The organism is Thiobaca trueperi (genome assembly GCF_004342175.1).
Taxonomy (GTDB): Bacteria; Pseudomonadota; Gammaproteobacteria; order Chromatiales; family Chromatiaceae; genus Thiobaca; species Thiobaca trueperi.
Window position 1 is genome coordinate 73,469 of sequence record NZ_SMAO01000002.1, and the last position, 19,344, is coordinate 92,812.

At 63.8% G+C, this 19,344-nt stretch carries 17 protein-coding genes; 4 read left to right on the forward strand and 13 right to left on the reverse strand.

The features are described from left to right. Positions 1–46 precede the first annotated feature (46 nt). The 7 genes from mutM to EDC35_RS03645 all read right to left on the reverse strand — a co-directional run bounded on the left by mutM (position 47) and on the right by EDC35_RS03645 (position 7,558). Entirely contained in the window at positions 47–874 is an 828-nt protein-coding gene (mutM, locus tag EDC35_RS03615; RefSeq protein WP_132975844.1) for a bifunctional DNA-formamidopyrimidine glycosylase/DNA-(apurinic or apyrimidinic site) lyase, read from the reverse strand. 17 nt (positions 875–891) lie between these two features. Then, positions 892–1,983, reverse strand: a complete 1,092-nt coding sequence (locus EDC35_RS03620) for a DUF4340 domain-containing protein (protein ID WP_132975846.1) — start codon at positions 1,981–1,983, stop codon at positions 892–894. Continuing rightward, a complete protein-coding gene (locus EDC35_RS03625) occupies positions 1,980–3,377 on the reverse strand; it encodes a GldG family protein (RefSeq protein WP_132975848.1) in 1,398 nt (465 codons plus the stop codon). Before EDC35_RS03625 ends, EDC35_RS03620 begins: the two co-directional genes overlap by 4 nt. After that, positions 3,374–4,111, reverse strand: coding sequence for an ABC transporter permease (locus EDC35_RS03630; RefSeq protein WP_132975850.1), 738 nt, complete (start codon positions 4,109–4,111; stop codon positions 3,374–3,376). The genes EDC35_RS03625 and EDC35_RS03630 overlap by 4 nt, the downstream gene beginning before the upstream one ends. Then, positions 4,108–5,025 (reverse strand): ABC transporter ATP-binding protein, encoded by a 918-nt coding sequence (locus EDC35_RS03635; RefSeq protein WP_132975852.1) that lies wholly within the window; start codon positions 5,023–5,025, stop codon positions 4,108–4,110. Before EDC35_RS03635 ends, EDC35_RS03630 begins: the two co-directional genes overlap by 4 nt. A gap of 55 nt (positions 5,026–5,080) precedes the next feature. Further along, positions 5,081–6,040 (reverse strand): metal ABC transporter solute-binding protein, Zn/Mn family, encoded by a 960-nt coding sequence (locus EDC35_RS03640; RefSeq protein WP_132975854.1) that lies wholly within the window; start codon positions 6,038–6,040, stop codon positions 5,081–5,083. A 267-nt stretch (positions 6,041–6,307) separates the two neighbouring features. Continuing rightward, positions 6,308–7,558: an LbtU family siderophore porin gene (locus tag EDC35_RS03645; RefSeq protein ID WP_132975856.1), complete on the reverse strand. Its 1,251-nt coding sequence runs from the start codon at positions 7,556–7,558 to the stop codon at positions 6,308–6,310. A gap of 298 nt (positions 7,559–7,856) precedes the next feature. Here EDC35_RS03645 and EDC35_RS03650 point away from each other — a divergent pair, with 298 nt between their 5' ends. Both EDC35_RS03650 and EDC35_RS03655 read left to right on the forward strand, forming a co-directional pair. Next, positions 7,857–10,811 (forward strand): CHASE4 domain-containing protein, encoded by a 2,955-nt coding sequence (locus EDC35_RS03650; RefSeq protein WP_132975858.1) that lies wholly within the window; start codon positions 7,857–7,859, stop codon positions 10,809–10,811. A gap of 186 nt (positions 10,812–10,997) precedes the next feature. Then, a complete protein-coding gene (locus tag EDC35_RS03655; protein WP_132975860.1) occupies positions 10,998–12,755 on the forward strand; it encodes a PocR ligand-binding domain-containing protein in 1,758 nt (585 codons plus the stop codon). A gap of 80 nt (positions 12,756–12,835) precedes the next feature. Here the strand turns inward: EDC35_RS03655 and phoU are convergent, their stop codons facing one another. From phoU to EDC35_RS03675, 4 genes are all read right to left on the reverse strand, one after another. Continuing rightward, the gene (gene phoU, locus EDC35_RS03660; RefSeq protein WP_132975862.1) at positions 12,836–13,501 is read right to left on the reverse strand and encodes a phosphate signaling complex protein PhoU; all 666 of its coding nucleotides are present in this window, start codon (positions 13,499–13,501) and stop codon (positions 12,836–12,838) included. Between the two features lie 44 nt (positions 13,502–13,545). Beyond that, positions 13,546–14,289: an esterase family protein gene (locus EDC35_RS03665; protein ID WP_243651402.1), complete on the reverse strand. Its 744-nt coding sequence runs from the start codon at positions 14,287–14,289 to the stop codon at positions 13,546–13,548. A 73-nt stretch (positions 14,290–14,362) separates the two neighbouring features. After that, the gene (locus EDC35_RS03670; protein ID WP_132975864.1) at positions 14,363–15,316 is read right to left on the reverse strand and encodes an acetylxylan esterase; all 954 of its coding nucleotides are present in this window, start codon (positions 15,314–15,316) and stop codon (positions 14,363–14,365) included. 129 nt (positions 15,317–15,445) lie between these two features. Then, entirely contained in the window at positions 15,446–15,967 is a 522-nt protein-coding gene (locus EDC35_RS03675; RefSeq protein WP_132975866.1) for a disulfide bond formation protein B, read from the reverse strand. A 120-nt stretch (positions 15,968–16,087) separates the two neighbouring features. Between EDC35_RS03675 and EDC35_RS03680 the strand changes: the two genes are divergently transcribed. After that, positions 16,088–16,498: a phospholipase A2 family protein gene (locus EDC35_RS03680; protein ID WP_132975868.1), complete on the forward strand. Its 411-nt coding sequence runs from the start codon at positions 16,088–16,090 to the stop codon at positions 16,496–16,498. A gap of 2 nt (positions 16,499–16,500) precedes the next feature. On the opposite strand, the gene EDC35_RS03685 is transcribed toward EDC35_RS03680, so the two are convergent. Further along, entirely contained in the window at positions 16,501–16,983 is a 483-nt protein-coding gene (locus tag EDC35_RS03685) for a DUF2939 domain-containing protein (RefSeq protein WP_132975870.1), read from the reverse strand. A gap of 102 nt (positions 16,984–17,085) precedes the next feature. On the opposite strand from EDC35_RS03685, the gene EDC35_RS03690 reads away from it, so the two are divergent. Further along, positions 17,086–18,366 (forward strand): multifunctional CCA addition/repair protein, encoded by a 1,281-nt coding sequence (locus EDC35_RS03690; RefSeq protein ID WP_279387968.1) that lies wholly within the window; start codon positions 17,086–17,088, stop codon positions 18,364–18,366. A gap of 17 nt (positions 18,367–18,383) precedes the next feature. Here the strand turns inward: EDC35_RS03690 and EDC35_RS03695 are convergent, their stop codons facing one another. Further along, positions 18,384–19,229 carry a DUF2887 domain-containing protein gene (locus tag EDC35_RS03695; protein WP_132975872.1) on the reverse strand — a complete coding sequence of 282 codons (846 nt, stop codon included), beginning with the start codon at positions 19,227–19,229 and terminating at the stop codon, positions 18,384–18,386. Between the last annotated feature and the right edge of the window lie 115 nt (positions 19,230–19,344).

The window sequence follows — 19,344 nt, forward strand, 5'->3', positions numbered from 1 at the left end:
GCCTCCAGCGATCCGTTTTCCACTGGACTCCAAAAAGCTGATAGCCTCACCGCTGACAGTGCGCGCAGTAAAAGCTCGAACGCTGTCCGATCAGCGTCTGGCGCACCGGCTCGCCGCAGACCCTGCAGGGTTCGCCCGTCCGTCCGTAGACCCGCAGCGATTGAGCGAAATAACCCGGCTGTCCATCCTCGTTGACGAAATCCCGCAGCGTGGTGCCGCCCTGTTCAATGGATGACCCCAGCACCGCGCGGATCACCGCCGCCAGACGCCGGTAACGCGCCAGACCGATGCGATTGCAGGGCCGCTTCGGATGGATGCCGGCCAGAAAGAGCGATTCGCTGGCGTAGATGTTGCCGACCCCCACCACCACGCTGCCGTCCATGACGAACGACTTGACCGCGACCCGCCGCGTCCGGCTCAGGTCATAGAGATGATCGCCGTCGAATCCATCCTCCAGTGGTTCCGGTCCCAGACCGCGCAGCAACGGGTGCTGGACGCGCACGATCCCGGGCGGTTCGGGTGTCCAGAGAAAGAGTCCGAAGCGGCGCGGGTCATGGAAACGCAGACAGCGCCGGTCGTCGAGAATCAGATCCAGATGATCGTGCCGTTTGGGCTGGCTCTCAGCCGCGACGATCCGCAGACTGCCGGACATTCCCAGATGCGCGATCAGGGTGCCGCGTTCGAGTCCGATCAGCAGATATTTGCCGCGTCGGGAGAGTGCACCGATGGTCTGTCCGGCGACCTGCTCCGGGGTGTCGGGCGGGATGGGCAGGCGCAGACGCGCCTCGCGGATCAGCAGACGCTCAATGCGCCGGCCTTCCAGATGTGGACGGATACCGCGCAGCGTGGTTTCGACCTCGGGGAGTTCGGGCATTTTGCTCTGAACGGGGTTCAATCCGGCACTGGATCCGGCGCGAAGGGATCCTGGCCGAAACCGGATGGCGGATCCTTATAGGGTTCGCCGCGCAGCGGCCCGTGCGGTTTCATGCCCTCCGGGCTCATTTTCGTTCTGACCGGCGCCTGGCCGTCGGGTGTCAGCCGTACCTCGGGAGGCGGGCCGACCGGGGCGTCGCCGGGCACGATGGCGTCGGGGTCGGCCTCGGGATCGAAACCATAGCCATCCGCTGTTTCGGGCAGTGGCGCGAAGGGGTCGGCCCCGTCGATCTCAGATGGCGGCATGCCTGGAGCGCGCATGACAGCCGCAGCAGGCGGTGTGGGATCGATGGCATCGGGATCCTCGATCAGTTCGGGCGCATTCGTCAGCACATAGAGCAGCCGCACATCCTCCCGGCTCCAGCGTCGGCGGTCTTCTGAAACCAGAAAACGCAGCGCGGTACCGTCGGCCAGCTTGAGTTCGACCGGTGTGCCGCCGGGCTCCCCGGTCAGCGGCTCAATCCGCTCGGCAACGATACCTTCCAGTCCGGTCAGCGTTTTGGTTGCCAGGGGGATGTCAGCGAGCCGCCCGAAGACCGGGACGAAACCGCGCGGCAGGAGTCGGCGCGAGACAGCGTCAAGCGGCGGGGCGATCAGGAGATGATAAAAGCGGTCATCGATCAGATGGACCAGTCCATCGCTGGCGACATAGCGATACTGACTCACCGGATCGATGCCGCCAAAGGTCAGTTCGAGCGCATCGAGCCGCAGCCGGAGTTTGGGCGACGCCAGACCCAGTTCGCCGAGCGCCGCCGTCTCGGCGGGGAGGCTGCGATGCACCGGAGTGCTCAGGATCGCGAGCAGTTGATCCACCCTGGCTGGATCGGCATCGATTTGCAGCGGCTCCTCCAGACGCCAGCCCTGGAGCGACTGGCCGAGCCGGATGGTCGGCTCGCCCTCGCGGGCGATCTCAATCCGCAGCAGATCGGATGCGATCAGATCGGTCAGGGTTGGCGGCGTCTGTGCACGGTTGACCTCATGCCGGATCATGGATCCCAGCAGGATGACCAGCACCAGCAGGAACAGGTTGACCAGCCAGCGTGCCGTCATTGTCCCCTCCAGCGCAGCCAGCGGATCGCCAGTCCGGCGGTTAAAAAGAGTCCCGGCAGCAACAAGAGTGCGCCGAGCCCGATCAGCATCCGCCGGCGGTCATCCAGGGTCAGCGGCTCGGCGGCGGTCGGAAGCGGTGGCAGTTCCAGCAGGCTTTCGCCGCCGCTCAACCAGCGCAGCAGTGCCATGCCGAGCGCCCGGTTGCCCTGTGCGCCGAGTTGGGCATTGCTCAGAAAATCGCCATCGCCGACCACCAGCACGCGCTGCTCGCGATCAGTCGCGCCGGTCTCGTCCGGGTCTGCGGCGGGCAGGGTCCGGGTCAGCGCCATCAGCACGGGGAGCGGCCCCGGCTGTTCGCCGACGATGGTATCGCGGTCGATCTGGCCTGTGGTGCGTCCGGTCTCGTTCCAGCTCTCTTTGCCGGTCGCCAGATAGCTGGCGAGCGTCCAGCCGGGCGCGATCTGGGGCTCGAAGGCGAGGCTCCCCGGCAGCAGCGCGGGGGCGCTGAGTCCTGTCGCCAGCGGATCGTCAGGATAGTCGGCGATGACGGCCACGGTCGGGGTTTCAATCTTCAGTTTCGCCGCTGCCGCATCCACCACCATCCCCGGCAGAATGGTCAGGCCCAGTTCATCCACCAGCGGCTCCAGACCGTTCAGCGGACCCGGATCCAGCAGCCAGAGCAGATTGCCGCCACGATTCAGATAGCGGATCAGGGCATCGATTTCGCCCGGAAAGAGCGGGATGTTCGGCAGCGAGAGGATCAGCAGACGGGTGTTGTCGGGGACATCCGGGACGGTGGCCAGATCCAGCGACCGCGCCAGAAAGCCCTGATCGGTCAGTTCGCGCCCGAAGCGCCCCAGATCGGTACCGCCCTGACCGGTGATGGCGCGCTCGCCATGACCTTCGACCACGGCGATCCAGGGCTTCCGCGTCTCGATGAGACGGGCGATGGCGGCGCCGATGGCGCGCTCGCTGACCTCTTTGAGCGTCTCACGCCGACCACGGTATTCGAGCAGGATCTGACCGACCAGCGAGACATCCGCCGCACGCGCGCGTTCCGGAAAGAGCTGCGGATCCAGATATTCGACCGCGAACGCTGACAGGTGCTGCGCATAACGGGTCAGAAGGCGTTCGATGGCCTGTGCGACCGGGCTGTCGGGGGCGGCGAAGACCGTCGCACGGAGCGGGCCGTCCAGTCGTTGCAGGATCGCCAGACTCTCCGGGGTCAGGCTGTTGCTGGCGGCGGCCGTCCAGTCCCAATAGCGGTCATGACGGGCGACCAGCCAGCCGGCGCTGACGACCAGTGCCAGCAGCAGCAGGGCAAAGAGCGCGTCCGCCAGTGGGCGTTCCAGTCGGCGTGCCTGATTCAGGATGCGGGTTGCGAGGTGCTTCATTGCAGACGCCGGTTCGCCAGCCGGCGATGGGTCAGGGCCAGAAAGAGGCCGGTGAACAGAATAAAGTAGGCCAGATCGCTCAGACGCACCGCGCCCAGCAGGAACCAGAACAGATGTTCGTTCCAGGACAGCCAGCCGAAGAGTGAGAGCGTTTGAACAGCGAACGACTCGGCGCGTCCGATGATGGAAAAGAGCAGCAGGATGCCGAAGGCGATGAGCACGGCGGCCCCTGGTTGGGCGGTGAGGCTGGAGGCATAGAGCCCGATCGCGCAGAACAGGATGGCGGCGAGCCAGAGCCCCAGGGTAGCGGCGGCGATCTGACCGGCATCCAGCCCGGCAACATCGGCGAGCAGCAGCAGATTGAGCGCCGGCAGCAGACAGAGCGGGGTGATGAGGGCGATCAGTCCCAGAAATTTGCCCAGCACCATCTCGACGATGCGCAGCGGCGCGGCGCCGATCAGATCGAAACTGCCGTCGCGGAACTCGCCGCTCAACATCCGCATCGCCAGCAGCGGCGCGGCCAGCATGGCGATGACGGCGGCGAAGCCGAAGAGATTCAGGGCCAGTTCCTGAGTCAGGCTTGCCACCCGCTCATCCGCGCCCAGCCCGCTGAAGGTCTCGATCACCTGCAGGAAGATCCAGGCCAGCACGATCTGACCCGCGCCGAGCAGGATCCAGGGCAGCGGCGTTACCAGACCGCTGCGGATCTCGCGTCCGGCCAGCACGCCGATCATGCCGCCTCCTCCACACCGATCAGATCGAAGAAGACCCGCTCCAGATCACTGCGATCCGGGATGAGCTCGCGCAGTTCAAGCCCGGCCAGCAGAATCACGCGCGCCAGATCGGCGGATGTCGCGTCGTCGGCCAGCATCACCCGATAGCGGTCATCGCCCAGCGCCAGCGCCCCGGCAACGCCGGGCAGATCGGCGACCTGCGCGACGCTGGACGGTGGCCCCAGGCGGATCCGCCAGCCATAGACCGGCTGCTCGGCAGGCAGATAGTCATCGAAACGGATCTGGCCCTGATACAGGATCGCGACCCGGTCGCAAACCGCCTGGACCTCCGGCAGCAGATGGCTGGAGAGGATGATGCCGCAGTCATGCGCCAGCTCCCGGATGAGTCCGCGCAGCTCGCGCATCTGGAAGGGATCGAGACCTTCGGTCGGCTCGTCGAGGATCAGCAGGGCTGGTTTGTGCAGGATCGCCTGAGCGATGCCGAGCCGCTGGCGAAAGCCCTTCGAGAGCTTGGCGATGAGACGCCGGCCAGCGTCTTCCAACCCGCAGCGGTGCTTGGCCTCCTCAATGGCCTCGCCGATGCGCCGCCGCGGGAGACGGTGAAGCCGCGCGCAGAAGGTCAGATATTCATCGACCCGCAGTTCGGGATAGAGCGGCGGGCGTTCGGGCAGATACCCGAGATGGCGTTTCGCCTCCAGCGGACGTCGCGCCAGATCGATGCCCTGGATCTCGATCCGTCCGCCGTCTGGCGCCAGCATCCCGCCCAACAGCCGCAGACAGGTGGTCTTGCCTGCGCCGTTGGGGCCGAGCAGTCCCAGCACCTCGCCGCGTTCCAGGCACAGATTGACCCCGGACAGCGCCAGATGGCTGCCGAAGCGACGACTGAGATCGGTGACGCGAACGAGGGTTTCCATAGGGCAGGGAAGATACCCCGTCAGAACCTCCTTGCCAAATCGTCGCTGGCTCGCCTCACGGCTCCGATGAGCCGATCACGCGCGCGACCTGTCGCAGATTCCCGACATAATCCGGTGCCAGCGGATCGATCACCTCCACGCGGCCGTCAATGGCGCGGGCGACCTGTTCCGCCGCTTTGCGTGGGAACTGCGGCTGAACGAAGATCACCCGCACCTGCTCGCGGCGGGCCTGATCGATCAGTGCGGTCAGACTGCGCGGTCCCGGCTCCTTGCCGGCCTTTTCGATGGGGATCTGGGTGAGCCCGTAAGTCTCGGCAAAATAGCCCCAGGCGGGATGAAAGACCATGAAGCGGCGCTGTGTCAGGTGTGCAAGATCGGCGCGGATGTCCCGATCCAGCGCATCCAGCTCGGTGCTGAAGGCGGTGAGATTGGCGGCATAATCCTGCGCGTGGGCGGGATCCAGCTCGGTGAGCGTCTCGCGGAGATTCCCGACCATCTGTCTGACCAGAACCGGACTGGTCCAGATGTGCGGATCCAGCTCGGTTTCGGCGTGTTCGTGGTTGTGGGCCTGATCATGATCATGTGCTTCATCGTGCTCGTGCTCGTGCTCTTGGTCATGCTCATGGTCGGATGCATGCGCATGTCCCTCGGCCCCGGCCTCATCGTCATGATCGTGCGCCGCCATCTCGCGCAGGGTGATTCCGTCACGGGCATCCAGGATCCGCATCTTTGGGTTGGCGGCGCGCAGACGCTCCATCCAGGCATCCTCGAAAGGCATGCCGATACGCACATAGAGATCCGCTTCGGCCAGTCTGGCGACCTGGCTCGGTGTCGGCTCATAGGTATGCGGACTGAAGCCCGGCCTGACCATGGATTCCACGACCACATGGCTGCCGCCGATGCGTTCGACGAAGGTCTGTTGCGGCAGGACGCTGACAAAGACCCGCAGCGGTTCGGCGCCCTGCGCCAGGGAGGCGCACAGCAACAGCGAGATGGCGATAAGCGATTTGCGCATGACTGGTGTCTCTAACCTGACTGAAGCGGGGAGGATGCCTGGAAACCCGATGCCTAATGCAGCAGTGCAGATGTTCCGAGACCGTTTCTGATCGTTGTCGTTGTCGTCTTCGGCTTGCGAATCTTCGATTACGACAACGACAACGAACGGCCTCGGGACTTATAAGCTGTTGCACTGGATCGGGAATTTTCTTTAAGACAGGATTAACAGGATTAAAAACAGGCGGTTAAAAAATCCTGCCCATCCTGAAAAATCCTGTCTGTTCACTTAAAACTCGACCGCCAACTGAGCGGTCAGGGTATTGCCTGACTTGCCGGTGCCGCCATCGTTGCGGCTGTAATCGTTATCGTGCGCCCATTCGAATGAAAGCGAGGTCTTGTCGAAGATGCCAATGGACCAGCCGACCAGCCAGCGTTCCTTGGGCAGTTCGAGCGCGAGCGCCTCGCGACTGCCCTGATAGGCGACGGCAGCGACCGTTTCCTTGCCCAGCACGTTAAAGGTGTAGCCGGCCTCGATGTTCCAGGCGGAGGGTTTGGCGCCCTGATCCCCGAAGCTCAGACTGTTGACATCGAAGTCGTCGGTGGCCGAGAGATATTCGCCAATGAGGTTGACGGGACCAAAGGTCGCGGCGGCGTTGACCGTCCAGCCGCCGACGCGATCCGTCGGGTCGATGCTGAAATCAGCCGGATCCTCACCCAGTTCGGCCAGCTCCTCCAGGACCGCGACGCGGTTGTCATTGATGAGATCCTGAAGGCTGTCCGAGTCGCCCAGGTCATTGATATAACCGGCGCCGATGGACCAGGCGCGGCCCTCGCCTTCCTGCGCGAAACCGAGATTGGCGCCCCAACTGCCAATCCGATCCTTGCCGTTGATGTTGCTGTCGCCATTGAAGACATAGGCGCTGCCCGAGAAGCCGCTGTGTTCGAAGCCAAGCTGGAGCGCGGTCTCGCGGCTCTCACCGATTTCCAGGGTGAGCGGATCGGAGACGAGGTTGCTCTCATAGGCACCGAAGGGGACATAGAGCTGGCCGGCGGTGAGAAAAACCGGCGTGCGTTCCGGGTTGGCAATGGTGATCCAGGCGGTATCCACTTCCAGATCGGTCTCATCCTGCTCATAGAGCAGCGAGGCGCCGGCCTTGACCCAGTCGCTGACCTGGGACTCGATACCCAGCTCGAAGGTCGCCAGCCGGATGTCGCTCTCGCTGCCGCCCTCATAGGGTGAGGTGTAATTGGCCTCGACCTCGATCAGACCGGCGATCTCGATGTGGCGATACCAGGCACCGCCATCTCCAGCGGCCTTCTGTTCAAGGTCGGTTTCCAGCTCTTTGACGCGACCGGGCGCGCCCTGCATCATCGCCCGCTGTTCGGCGATGGTCGCCTCCTGGCGCTTGAGCGCGGCTTCCTGCGCACGATTTTCAGCCTCCAGACGGCTCAGACGTGCATCGACGCTTTCAGCGAAGGCGGAGGTTTGAGTGGCCAGGGCGAGCGCCACGGCGGCTGGCAGGGTGTGTCGTGTCATCTTTCCAGGGTCTCCTGATAGCTTCAAGGTAAGCGGGATACTGAATTGATCCCAAACAAGAATTGTTAGTATTTATACAGGTAGACGGAATGGCTGTCAAAAGAGACGCTTGCTTCAGGTTGTTGATCCAACTGCTCAGGAGGCGCGCCAGTGCCATGGGCGCAGCAGAACGCGCGTTCCGCTTTGTGCCTGCTGAGCCGCCCTTTCCGGCTTATTTCGCGTGATGCATACCGGCATCTCGCGAACGGTGTTCCAATAACAACTCAATCAACAGCCTGACTCGACAGTCCCAACCACGATGTCGCTGACCACCAAAGTCATTTCGCTCATGCTGGCTGTCCTGGCAGGCTTTGCCGGTGTCGATTATCTCGTTCAGCGCCACGTTATCTTTCCAAGCTTCGTCGAGCTGGAGCGTGAGCAGGCGGCCAAAAATCTGGAGCGGGCCATTGAGGCGATTGCAAAAGAGCTGGAATTCCTGGCTTCCTCGGTCGCCGATTGGGCGCGCTGGGACGAAACCTACCGCTTCATGCTTGACCGCAATCCGCAGTACGTCGATGACAACCTGGGCCTGGACGCCATCCGTAATCTGCGTATCGATCTGATCGCCTTCCACTCGCTTGAGGGCGAACGGATCCAGGGGGTGGCGATCAATGCGGGCGCTCAGGACAGGCTGCCGATGGAGATCTTCCTGCCCCGCTTGCTGCCGCTTTCGCACCCACTCCAGCAGGATGCCTCGGCACGGGATTTGAAATCCGGGATTCTCATGTCCCCGGCGGGTGTGGTCCTGTTCGTCTCGCACCCCATCCTCACCAATGAAGGCGCCGGCCCATCGCATGGCAATCTGATCATGGGGCAGCGGCTGGACGACGCAGCGATTGCGCGGATCGCCACACAAACCCGTATCCAGCTGCGCGTCCAGCAAACTGCCGTCGGCGCAGCGGATGACGCATTTGCAACGCTCGGCGCGATCCATTACACCCCCATCGCCCTGCGCACCGAGACGGACTCCCTCATCGCTTCGACCCAGCTCCTGGATCTCAGCGGGCAGGCGGTGCTGACGCTGGTGGTCGAGACCCCGCGCCTGATCACGCAGCGCGGCGAGGATGCGCTGCGTCTGGCGAATCTCTCCACCGGCCTGGCCGGGTGTGCGGTCCTGATTCTGCTGCTGCTGCTGCTCAGACAAACCGTCTTCCGTCCGATCTCAAGGCTCACGTTACACGTCATGACCGTCGCCCCGCGCGATGATCGTCAGGCGCGTTTGCGTCATGCCTGCAACGATGAAATCGCGGTTCTGGTGCATGAGTTCGACGAGATGATCAAGCGGTTGGCGTCAGATGCGGCGGAGAAGCGGCGCCTCATCGACGAGCTGGAGCATCATCGGGCGCATCTGGAAGAGCGCGTGGCGACGCGCACGGCAGAGATCAGCCGGCAGAGCCAGGTGCTCCAGGCGCTCCTCGACAATCTGCCTCATCTGGCCTGGATGAAGGATCGGAGTGGTCATTATCTCGCCGTCAATCGTCTCTATGCCGAATTCCACGGGCGAGCCGTGGATGAATTGATCGGCGAGACCGATTCCGCTCTCTGGCCAGACGTGATCGCCTTTCGTTATCGGGCGGCGGAAACCGAGGTCATGACCAAGGGTCAGCCAGGGATCTTTGAAGAGCCGGATCCCAAGGGTTCGGACGGTCTGTACGAAATCGTCAGGGCGCCGATCTTCGACACCGACGGTGCGGTGATCGGGACGGTCGGGTTTGCACGCGACATTCGTCCGCAGCGCGAGATCGAGCGCGAACTGGCGCGGCGCGCCGAACTCGCCGAGAGCGCGACGCGCGCCAAAAATGCCTTCCTCGCCAACATGAACCATGAGATCCGCACGCCGATCAACGCCGTTCTGGGTCTTGTCCATCTGCTGCGACGCGATGGACTGAACACCCGCCAGAGCGAACGTGTGGCCCGGATTGAAACCGCCACCCGCCATCTGCTCAGGATCCTCAACGATATCCTGGACATTTCCAGGATGGAGTCCGGCACCTTGAGGCTGGAAGGCTCGGATTTTCTGCTGCCGGTCCTGCTCAATCAGGTGCGTTCACTCATCGCCGAGTCGGCGCGCGCAAAGGGGCTGAGCCTGACGGTGAGTCATGAGGGAGTGCCACGCTGGTTGACAGGCGATGTGACCCGTTTGCGTCAGGCGCTGCTGAATTACGCCAGCAATGCCGTCAAATTCACTGAGCATGGCAGCGTGACCTTGCGTGCGCGGTTGCTGAACGAGGACGCCGAGGGTTTGCTGGTGCGCTTCGAGGTCGAGGATACCGGTGTTGGCATTGAGGCGGACAAGCTGGCGGGACTCTTTCGCGCCTTCGAGCAGGCCGACGCTTCCACGGCCCGGCGTTATGGCGGCAGTGGTCTGGGGTTGGCCATCACCTTGCAACTGGCGCGACTGATGGGCGGCGAGGCCGGCGCCGAGAGTACGCCGGGGCAGGGAAGCCGCTTCTGGCTCACGGTCCGGCTCCAGCGTGGGCGGCATGACCGGATCGCGCATCCGGCGGCGCTGGAGTTGTTGCAAGCGGTCGATTTGGGGCTGGATACCGCCGACAAGGGTCATGATGCGTTGTATCAAGTCATGCAGGAGGATGAGGCCTGCGGTGAACTGATGGCGCTGCCCGGTCTGGATCCGGTTCAAGGCATGGCGGTTGTGGGAGGCGATCCGGCCAGATATCTGGGGTTGGTGGCGCAATTCGTCGCCACCCATCGCCGCGACCCCTCGCTGTTGAAGGAGGCGCTGGAGTCAGGTGACCGCAGCCGGATTCAGACATTGGTGCACGCACTGAAAGGCGTTTCGGCCACCCTCGGCGCGCACGACATCGCCAGGGCTGCCAGCCGTCTGGACGCCGCCCTGTGCGCCGGGACGGCGCTCATCGACGATCAGGTGCAGGATCTCATCGAGATGATCGAGGCGACTTTCGAGCCCCTGGAGCAGCGTCTCGACGCGCGCTCTTCCGTCTGGTCTGGCGTGGCCGAGACCGCTCGGGAGGTGAGCGCGGATCCGCAGCGCATCGAGCGGATCCACTGCCTTCTGATGGCACTGCTTGGCCGGCAGGACACCCGTGCGATTGATTTGGTCCGCACCGAGAAGGCCGTGCTGCACGCCGATCTGGGCGAACGCTTTATCCAGATCGAGCAACTGATCAACCGCTTCGAATTCGAGGAGGCGCTGACGCTGATCGGGGAAGCGGCACAGCAATCTCTGCATTAAGCGGTTTCCGGGGACGAAGATCCCGCCCGGCCAGATTCCGGTCGGTGCCTGGTCACGACCATCGGGCTGTGAAATTCGGCTTTCTCATGTACGCTTCACCCTGCATCAAGATCAACGCCGCCCGTGAGAACGCCTGAGTTCCCGCGCGACGGTTCGGCTTTCTGATGGCTCGCGCGAGGGATCAAGATGAAATTTGTCGATCTGGTTGATATCGGCGAGCTGCGGGGGCTCTGCGAGAGCTTCACGGCCTTGACCGGCGCGGTGACCGCGATCCTCGATCTGGAGGGGACGATCCTGGTCGCGACCGGGTGGCAGCGGATCTGCACCCAGTTCCACCGTGTCAATTCGCAGACCGCAGCGCGCTGCCGTCAGAGCGATACCCTGCTGGCGGGGCGTCTGCGCAGCGGGGACAGCTACAATGTCTATCGCTGCCAGAATGGTCTGGTCGATGTCGCGGTGCCGATCCGCGTCGGTGGCGAACATGTCGCCAACTTATTTACCGGACAGTTCTTTTTCGAGCCGCCGGATCTCGACTCTTTTCGCCGCCAGGCGGATGAGTTCGGTTTCAATGAGCGGGCCTATCTGGCGGCGCTGGTTGAGGCGCCCATCTTCACCGAGCCGCAGGTGCGGTCGATGATGGACTTTCTGACCCGTCTGGCGCAGGCGATCGGCGAGATGGGGCTGACCGGTCTGCGGTTGCAGCAGAACAATCGGGAACTGCAACAGCACCGCGAGCACCTCGAAGAGCTGGTGCAGTCGCGCACCCTGGAGCTGTTCCAGGCCAAGGAGCGGGCCGAGGTGGCGAGTCAGGCCAAGAGCCGGTTCCTGGCCAACATGAGCCACGAGATCCGCACCCCGCTCAATGCCATCACGGGTCTGGCCTACATGATCCGCACCTCCGGGGTCACGGCGTCGCAGGCCGTCTGGCTCGATAAGCTGGATGCCGCTGGCCGGCATCTGCTGGAGGTCATCAATGCGATCCTCGATCTCTCGAAGATCGATGCGGGACGGCTGGAATTGGAACGGCTCCCCGTCAGCATCGAAACGGTGGTGTCCAATGTCGTCACGATGATCGCGCCCCAGGCCCACGCCAGACAGCTACGTCTCACCACCAGGGTGGATGAGGTGTCCGTGCCCCTGGTGGGCGATCCGACCCGTTTGCAGCAGGCCCTGCTCAATTATGCCAATAACGCGGTGAAATTCACTCAGACCGGCGCGGTGACGCTGCGGGCGCGGGTGATTGAGCAGACCCTGGACGCGGCTGTCGTTTGTTTCGAGGTGGTGGACACCGGGGTGGGTATCGCGCCCGAGGCGATCAGTGGCCTGTTCGCCGACTTCGAACAGACCGACAATTCCATGACGCGACAGTTCGGTGGCACCGGGCTTGGTCTGTCCATTACGCGCCGTCTGGCCCATCTCATGGGGGGCGAGGCCGGGGTCTCCAGCACCCTGGGCGAGGGCAGCACCTTCTGGTTCACCGCACGTCTCGAGGTGCCATCCGCTGCGCATCGGATCGAACCTGACGCGCCGGACTCGGGCGATGCCTGTGACCGGCTGGTGCGTGATTTCAGCGCTCGCCGTGTGCTGCTGGTCGAAGACGATCCGATCAATCAGGAGGTGATGAAATTTCTCCTGGAGGAGGCGGGGTTGAGCGCGGAGATCGCTGCCAATGGGGCTCAGGCCACGGAACTGGCAGCCCATAACGGCTATGACCTGATCCTGATGGACATGCAGATGCCGGTGATGGACGGACTCGAAGCCGCCCGCCAGATTCGCACCCTGCCGCAGCATGCCGACACCCCGATCATCGCCATGACCGCCAATGCCTTCGCCGAAGACCGCGAGCATTGTTTGCAGGCGGGCATGAACGACTTTCTTTCCAAACCCATCGACCCCGACGCCTTTTACGCAATCCTGCTGAAGTGGTTTGTGGTGGCCGAATGAGGACGCGGGGGATGCTTATTCCCCCGCGCCGGTCCTGACGCTGCGCAAATCCGTCCATTGTGCTGACTGAGTCTGGCCGGTCAGTTGAGATCGGGCGTTTCGCCCGTCGCGACGAAGACCAGCCGCTCGGCGATATTGGTGGCGCGGTCGGCGACGCGCTCGTAGTGGTGGGCGATCCAGACCAGCTTGATGCCGATGAGCGATGACTGTGGGGACTGGCACATCCAGGCGGCGAGTTCCTGGATGGCCTGCTGCTCCTGGCGATCGACGGACGCCTCGCTGGCGACGGCAGAGCGGGCGCGCATGGCGTCCGCGCCGCTGGCGTAGATCGCCATGACATCGGTGAACATGGTCGCGGCAAGCTCACCCATGGCGACGATGCGCGCCACGGGTGCGTCTGGCAGGGACTGCCCCTCAGTCCGCAGGAGGATGACGGCCACGTCCGCCGCGTGATCGGCGATGCGTTCCATTTCCGTGATGATGTCGAGCGAGGCGCCGATCAGGCGCAGATCCGGGCCGGCCGGCTGATGCGCGGCCAGAACCACCAGCGCCTGCTGCTCCAGGGCGCGGCGCTCCTGATTGATGGTGGCATCGGCGTCGATGACCGCACGCGCCAGAGTGAAATCCTGTCGGCGCAGGGCGTCGAGCGAGCCATGCAGTGCCGTTTCGACCAGTCTGGACATGCCGACGATGCCCTCGCGCAAGGCGTCGCGTTTCTTTTCGATCAGGGAGTGACTCTCGGTCATTGATCTCTGCCTCGGATTAATTTCTGACACGTTACCCGGCGTCATCAGAGATAGAGGTTCACCATCCGCCGCCAGTGATAACCCTGATGGGCGCGTCCGTCCCACTCGTGCAGTGCATGCCAGATGCCTTTGTCCCAGAGCGTCCGGCTCAGATAACGGTTGTTGTCGAGGAATGGATCCTCATTGCCGATCACCAGCACGATGTCCATCCGCCGCAGCGCCGCCAGCCGCTCCGGACAGCCCAGATTGGGTAGATATTGAGTCGGGGTATGAAAATAGATCAGCTCGTCGCGGTGTCCGTCGAAGAGGTCGCGGAAGGATTCGACATTCAGGCCGAGGTCATAGCGCCCGGAGAAGGCCGCGACCTTGTGGAACAGATGCGGGTGCCGGAAGGCGATGTTGACCGCGTGAAAGGCGCCCAGGCTGCATCCGTGGGCGATGGTGCAGGGATGCGGATTCTTGCTCGCCATCAGCGGCAGCACCTCGTTCAGGATGTAATCCTCGAAGGCGTGGTGCCGGCGGATGCGGTCGGCGGGATGATTCCAGAAGCAGTAGAGCGATTCCCGGTCGATGCTGTCCACGCAGTAGAGCTGGAGCTGACCGGCCTCGATCTTGTGTCGGACTGTATCGACCAGATGCAGATCCTCGTACTCATGGAAACGCCCGTCGCGGGTCGGGAACACCAGCACCTTGGCACCGGCGTGACCGAAGATCAGCAGTTCCATGTCCCGCCCCAGCCGGTGGCTGTACCAGCGGTGATATTCGCGGTTCATCGGGTTATGGCCCATGTCAACACATCGCCTGTCGCACTGGACGCAGTTTAGTGGGGCAAGATTGCAGTTGAGTGAACCCGATGTTCGCTCACAGTGGGCCGAAGAAGGCCCAGAGCTGGCCCATGAGCCCGCGTTCCTGCGGCACGCGGTCGGGATAGTCGAAATGACCCGCCTCCAGCACCAGCAGCCGTCTGTCGCCGGGAATGGCGTTGTGGATCGCGAACTGTCCAGGCGGCGGGACGACGGGGTCGAAGCGCGCGGCGGCGATATGCATGGGCTGGCGGATGTGACGGGCGGCCAGCGCGGCGTCCAGATAGTTCAGCGCATCCGGCATCCGGCCCTGTTCGTGGGCGAAGCGCCGCACCGCCTCGCCGCTGCCGGTGGTCGGCAGATCGAGCCGCAGTGGCTGATGGCCGAAGGTCGGCACATTGAGATGACCGCGCCCGATGCGCGCATCCCAGGCGAGCGCGATGGCACCGAGCCCGCCGCCAAGGCTGATCCCCGCATAGCCGATATGGCCCTCCAGTTCGGGACAGAGTTGCGACAGGGCGCTGACGCCGGTCCAGATATCATCCACGCAGCCGGCGAGGATGTAGCGATCACGGTCATGGATGTCATGGAGGACGTGCCAGTTGGGATCCTCGGAGATGGGCGGGCGGCGGCTGAGACTGAGACCACGGAAGCAGGGGATGAGATAGGCGGTATCCTCGCGCGGCAGTTCCAGCGGCGGGTGGTCGATTCCGCCGTAGCCGTGGCCGAGCAGGAGTCCGCGTCGCGGCGGCTGATGCAGCGGGGTGAGCAGCCAGCCGCGAATCGCGAAACCGTCGGTGGAGTCATATTCCAGATCAAGGACGCGAAATCGCGGATGTCTCAGGCTGGACGGGCGCAGCCGTGGATTGGGATCGACCGCAAGGGCGCGCGCGCAACGGGCGCGCCAGAAATCCGCGAAATCCGCTGGTTCAGGTGGCGGTGCGACCGCGAGCAGTTGCTCCAGGTCGTGGCCGTAGGATGGATCGAAGGGGTAGCCGTGCGCGAAGGTCATGCGGTGCCTCCCGTGGTGAATCCGGGCCGTGAGCGCACGGCCAGGAGATTGGTGATCCAGTCGGCGCAAAAGGCCAGGTGAAGCAGCCCGGCATGGCGGGCGGTCCCCGGTCACCTTGGGGCAGGCGGTTCAGGCGCGGGGGATGCGCCCGCTCCGCCAGAGCAGCCAGATCGCCGTCGCCAGACTCAGGGTGAAGGCGATCCAGGCCAAATTCGCCAGGGACAGGCCAAAGATGGTCAGTTGTTTGTCCTCACAGAATCCGCTGGCCAGAAAGAGCGACGGCAGCGCCTGGCCGAGCCATTCGACCAGACGCTCGATCAGTCCCGGTTGCGCGCCGACGCAGGACAGGCTGTCGGTCGCTGGCTGCCATTGCAGCCAGCTCTGCCAAGCCGCCACGCCGCTGCCGAGTGCGGCAAGCAGCAGGAAGACCGTAGCCGGCAGATTTGCGATCAGGCGCGGAACGCCCGGTTGCGCCGCCCAGGCGGCGAGACCCGCGAAGAGCGCCAGCAGCATGAACAGCAGTCGCTGAAAGATGCAGAGATGGCAGGGCTCCAGACCCAGCCAGGGCGTCAGGATCAGGCTCGTCAGGGCAATGAAGGCGCTGACCACGGCCAGCAGGATCCAGATCAGACGAGGGTGCAGAGTCGTCATCGTTGTCAAAATTCCATGAAAATTTGATATTGGCGGTTTGCCGATTCACTGGTTGGTACTTGCGGCGGGGCGCGGGGCGGGCACAATAGGCTGACAACTCGTCTCTCAGGGGATCTGTCCATGCTGAAGTGTCTTGATCGATCGGGGTTCCGGGTTGCCGTCTGGCTGCTGGCCTTGTCCTTGCTGCCGGCAGGCGCTGCCCATGCCTTCAAATGTCTGCCGCTCTACGGCAACTGGTGCGGCCCCGGTCATCCGGCATCGGTCGCCCTGCCACCAGTGGATGTCTTCGACGCGGCCTGCATGCATCATGATTATTGCATTGCCAGCCCGGTTCCCGAGACCCTCTGTGATCGCGCCTTCGTCGGCGAACTGCATCAGCTCGCCGCCCAGACCGGATATCTGCCGCGACCGCTTCAGTGGGCCGAATATGCCATCCGGCTCAAGTCCGGCGGCGGCTGGGGCGGCATGCCCATGCCGACGCCGTGGGATGCGATGGGCATGCTGTCCAGCGCGCTGGCGCCCTGCCAGTAAGGTCAGGGGATGATGTCGGTGATCTTCCACTCGCTGCCGACCAGCGACAGCCGGACATGGGTTGCGCCCTGTCCCAGATCGCCGATGCGGATCAGAAAGCGGTTATAGGACTCGAAAAAGGCGAAATCGATCCCGGCCAGCAGATAAGGCGGGGTCTGGCCGGTGGCCTGCGTGACGGCATTGCGCAGGGTGTCGCGCACCCAGTCCAGGGTGATGGCCTGCTCCAGCGCCGATTCGCCGAGACGCTCGACGTTCTGGCGGATCCAGTTCATGACGCTGTCCGGGTCGGCGGACGGAAACATCGCATCCGCACCCGAGGCAAGCCGCCGCTTGTAGTTGGCGCGAATCGCCGGCAGATCCACGAAGGCGGCAAGCGGCGCGCTGCCGGGCTGGTTGATGGCGTCGTCGAGTCGATAGACGCTGGTGTACGGCCAGATGCCATAGCCGAGCAGCGCGAACAGAACCAGGTAACCGAAAAATCGCATCGTCGTGCCTCCATGATGAGTAGATTGACATGGATTCTAACCGCAACCCGGCGCCGGATATAATCCCGCGCCGCTGAATGCTGAATTGAGGAGGGGCGCATCATGCCGGCGACGCAGGACTTGACGATCTATCTGGTCGGCGGCGCGGTGCGTGACCGTCTGCTCGGTCGTGCGGTGCATGAGCGCGATTTCGTGGTGGTTGGCGCGACCGCCGGCGATCTGCTCGATCGGGGGTTTCAGCAGGTTGGCAAGGATTTCCCGGTCTTTCTGCATCCCGATACCAAAGACGAATACGCCCTCGCGCGCACCGAACGCAAGACCGCGCCCGGCTATCACGGCTTCTCCGTTCATGCCGATCCGTCCGTCACCCTTGAGCAGGATCTGCTGCGCCGCGATCTGACCATCAATGCGCTGGCGCAGGATGAAACGGGCCGCATCATCGATCCCTACGGCGGTCTGGCCGACCTCCAGGCGCGCGTACTGCGCCACGTCTCGCCGGCCTTTGCCGAAGATCCGGTGCGGATTCTGCGGCTGGCCCGCTTTGCCGCGCGCTTTGCCGATCTGGGCTTTCGGGTCGCGGATGAGACCCGCGAGCTGATGCGGGCGATGGTCGCAGCCGGCGAGGTGGACGCGCTGGTGCCCGAACGGGTGTGGCAGGAGTTGTCGCGCGCGCTCGGCGAGGATCGCCCGTCACGCTTTTTCGAGGTGCTGCGCGAAGGCGGCGCGCTGGCTCGGCTGCTGCCAGAGGTCGATGGTCTGTGGGGCGTGCCGCAGCCGGAGAAATGGCATCCCGAGGTCGATACCGGGGTGCATGCGATGCTGGTCGTCGATATGGCCGCGCGCCTTTCCCCCGACCTGGAGGTGCGCTTCGCGGCGCTCTGTCACGATCTGGGCAAGGGCACGACACCGGCGGACATCCTGCCCCGTCACAGCGGCCACGAAGAGCGCAGCGTCGGGCTGCTGGAAGCCGTGTGCGACCGCTTCAGGATTCCGACCCGCTGCCGCGATCTGGCACGCATCACGGCGCGCTATCACGGACTGGTGCACACGGTTGATGAACTGCGCGCGGGGACGATCCTGGATCTGCTCGAAGGCTGCGACGCCTTCCGCCGGCCCGAGCGTTTCAGACAGATGCTGACCGCCTGCGAGGCCGATTATCGCGGTCGCACCGGCTACGCGGAGCGTCACTATCCGCAGGGCGAGATCCTGCGCGGTCTGCTCGAAGCTGTCGCCGCGCTGGATGTCGGCGCCATTGCGCGGACGGCGCGCGAGCCGCGACTCATCCCCGAGCGCATTCGCGCGGCGCGGATTGCGGCGATCAAGACGCAGATGAGAACGGCGGGGTTGAGCGAAGGGCAGGGCGATGCCGGGGATTGCGGCTGATGCCACCCCGTGGGATCTCAGACTGGCCCGCCATTCAGCAATTGCGCCAGATCGTCGGCGTCGAAAATCCGTTCGGCCCAATCTTCCAACTGTTCCGGATCGGCCTGATTCAGTCGCTCCAGCGCCCACTCGGGCAGATCGCCAAAGCGTCGGCGGAGCTGTCTGGTCAGAATCGTCAGGGCTTCTTTTTGTCGGCCTTTTTCCATCCCGATGCCAACCAATTGTTGGTAGGCGCGGGTCTCTTCCAGCGGCGTCAATACCTGCAACATCTTCATCACCTCTTCGTAGGTTTTGCCTCGATAGCGCTCCATCAGCCATGAGATAAAGACATCCATCAAGGCTGTCGCGCCCGGTTCGTCCAAATGTTCGAGCCGTCGCCAGGCAGTCGGTGCCTGATCGGCCAACTCCCGTTCATCGGCAATCAACGGCAGGCAGGCTGCCAGCAGCGGATGCTGAGGTTGTTCCTGGCGCGCCTTGCGCAGCACGCGGTCCAGATAGACCGCATTCAGCAGCGGGCCATATCCCAGACAGGGGCGCCACGGCGACTCCGGTTCATCGCAGCCCGGCTCCAGGAACAGCACCAAGCCATACACCTTTCGTTCAGGATGGATCTTGCGATACAGAACCAGTTCCAGCACCAGCCGATCATAGACATCCCCGGATTTCCGGGCCTGAATCTCGACGAGATAGACCGGCCCCTGCCCGTTTTCCGGCTCGAAGACATGATCGGCCCGGCGCTCCAATTCCTTGAAGGCCACCGAGCGGCCCTGATAGGCGCCCGACAGTTCGATTCCGCCCGTCAGGAAGCGAAAGGCTTCCGGGCTGGAATTCAGCAGGATATGGATCTGCTTGTCGGTTTTCATCTTTCAGAATCCGAATCGGGTTATCGCGCGCATGCTAGCGGTTGCCTCCTGCCCGGCGCAATGTGTTGCCGTTGACAGGGCGCCGGCCCCTGTCGCATCGTGCGCCGCTCTTTGC